Genomic DNA, 2,342 nt, shown 5'->3' on the forward strand with positions numbered 1-2,342 from the left:
TGCGTATTCCTGTGATGTTGAACAGTGATTCCTGTCCATGTTGAACACTTATTCCTGTCGAAGTTGAACACTTCGGAGCGAAACAAACGGTTCATTTTTAGTATAAATTAGTTTTCTTTTTTCTCCACTTTTTGTGTTTTATTTTTTCTCATAGAGTCGCCAGTTAATTCAATTCGATGTGCATTATGAATGAGTCTATCTAAAATGGCGTCCCCAAGGGTTGCATCACCAATACTGTCATGCCATAAAGCAACAGGGAGTTGGCTTGTGATAAGTGTAGAAGAGCATTTATAGCGATCATCAATAAGCTCAAGAAAGTCACGCCTATTGGCATCAGTCATGGGTGCAACGCCCCAATCATCAAGTACAAGTAGCGGTGTTTTTGCAATCTGCTCCAAGAGTTTAGTATAACTGCCATCAGCTTTAGCTATATCTATAGTTTGAAAGAGTTTCGGTAATCTAATGTATCGAGCGCCAATCCTCATCCGACAGGCCTTGTGAGCCAAAGCACAAGCAAGATAGGTCTTTCCTGTCCCGGTAGCCCCTGTAATAAGCACATTTTCTTTGTGATTTATCCAGTGGCATAAGGCCAATTGGTTGATAAGCATTTTAGATAAGCCACGAGAAGCTTTGTAGTCAATGTCTTCAATACAAGCTTGTTCTCTAAGTCGTGCATGACGTAACTTCCCTAATACAACTCTCTGTTCCCTGAGAAGGAGTTCTCGTTCAATTAAAAATGCTAAGCGCTCTTCAAAGGATAATGATGCGGATTCTGGTGTCTGCAGCTGCTCCCTTAGAGCCTCGGCCATCCCCATACACCGTAATGATTTTAACTGTTCTATTGCCGGTTGTGTTAACATGATTATCTCCTATGAGTTAAGTGAGTTTTAGTGGTAGTACGCTGAACCACGAACATTATCATGGTGAGGTCTTTGGGCAGCTTTTGCTTCGTGGTCAGACGAAGGCAAAGGCTGCTTATCCAAATTGTTCCTTAATATGGATTCGATGTTTTTATAGCGAATAGCACCCAGTTTTAAACCACGCTGGGCTGCATCCTCCAGGCGTTGTGCCCCATAGCGTTCACCCAAACGCAAGATGCCTAAGCAACTACGAAACGACTGCTCCGGGATTTTATGAAGACTTATAAGCTCCTCTATCAATGCCTGAGTATAGGGCCCTGTAGTTAACGCCCACTTCTTTAATCGCTCAGGGGTCCATTGGGCATAGGCTTGATGATTGGATGGCATGTGGGCATGAGTCGTTGTATGGCCTGGTTTATAGGCACGAGGATGTATCGCAATACGTTGTCCCTCATAAAAACATTCTAGGGTGCTATGGGTTACTCGCAGTTCAATGGTTTTCTTTAAGTACTGGTAGGGGATGCTGTAATGATGTTTTTCAAAAGTGACATGATAATCAATCCCGGCTTTAGCTGTTTTCCATTGAGCAAAACTATACCGCGTATTAGGCAGTGGGTTTAATGCAGGTTTATCCAATGCCTCATATTGTGAATAGCGTGACCCTTCAAGTTCTTGAAAAGGACGTTCATTGTAGGCCTTTAGCAAAGGTTCTAATGCCTGATTTATTTCAGCAATACTAAAAAAAGTGACATCTCTTAAAGGAGCTAGTATCCAGCGCTGGATGCCCTGGACTCCCACTTCTACTTTGGGTTTATCCTTAGGATGATAGGTTCGTGCAGGAACTATAGCACATCCATAGTGATTGGCTAGCTCTTGGTAGGTTGAATGAATATCTGGATCGTATCTATGGGCTTTAGTAACCCCTGATTTTAAATTATCAGGAATAATGCAACGAGGGACGCCATTAAAAAATTCTAATGCATGGCAATGTGCTTTAATCCATTCCACTATGCTTTGAGCGGTACAGGCTTCAACATAGGTGTAATTTGAAGCACCTAAAACGGCCACAAAGACCTCAGCATGATGAATAACCCCTGTTTCTTTATCTATCCAGGGTATGGTCAATCCAGAGTAGTCCACAAACATTTTTTCACCAGCATAATGTTGTATCCTCATGCTGGGGTTGAGCTGTTTTGCGTATTGCTGGTACAGATAACAATAGCGACTGTAACTGTACCCTTGAGGATAAACTGCTTTATATTCATACCAAAGTAAAAGCAGTGTAACTCCCTTACGCCTTAACTCCTGGTGGATTTTTTTTAAATCTAACCCTTTATTCTCTTTAGGTTCCTTACTACCTTGTTCCTTCGGAAATAATAGGGCTCGGAGAGCCTCATCACTCAATTCTTCAGGTAATGGCCAGCTCAAACGTGCATGCTGGGCTCGTTGAATATAGTGACTCACACTACCAAGACCTATATG

Annotated in this window: 2 protein-coding genes; both read right to left on the reverse strand. The window is 42.2% G+C overall.

Annotated elements, in window-relative coordinates; all coding sequences use genetic code 11:
• Positions 1 to 107: 107 nt before the first annotated feature.
• Positions 108 to 860: an IS21-like element helper ATPase IstB gene (istB, locus tag OK13_RS13535; protein ID WP_035891666.1), complete on the reverse strand. Its 753-nt coding sequence runs from the start codon at positions 858 to 860 to the stop codon at positions 108 to 110.
• A gap of 27 nt (positions 861 to 887) precedes the next feature.
• A partial coding sequence (istA, locus tag OK13_RS13540; RefSeq protein WP_035891669.1) for an IS21 family transposase occupies positions 888 to 2,342 on the reverse strand: 1,455 nt, incomplete at its 5' end.

This window comes from Legionella norrlandica (assembly GCF_000770585.1).
In the GTDB taxonomy this organism is placed as follows: domain Bacteria; phylum Pseudomonadota; class Gammaproteobacteria; order Legionellales; family Legionellaceae; genus Legionella; species Legionella norrlandica.

What these genes read in the sequence shown, in the direction of transcription:
- istB (WP_035891666.1), bottom strand. Translation starts at nt 860, where the DNA reads ATGTTAACACAACCGGCAATAGAACAGTTAAAATCATTACGGTGTATG.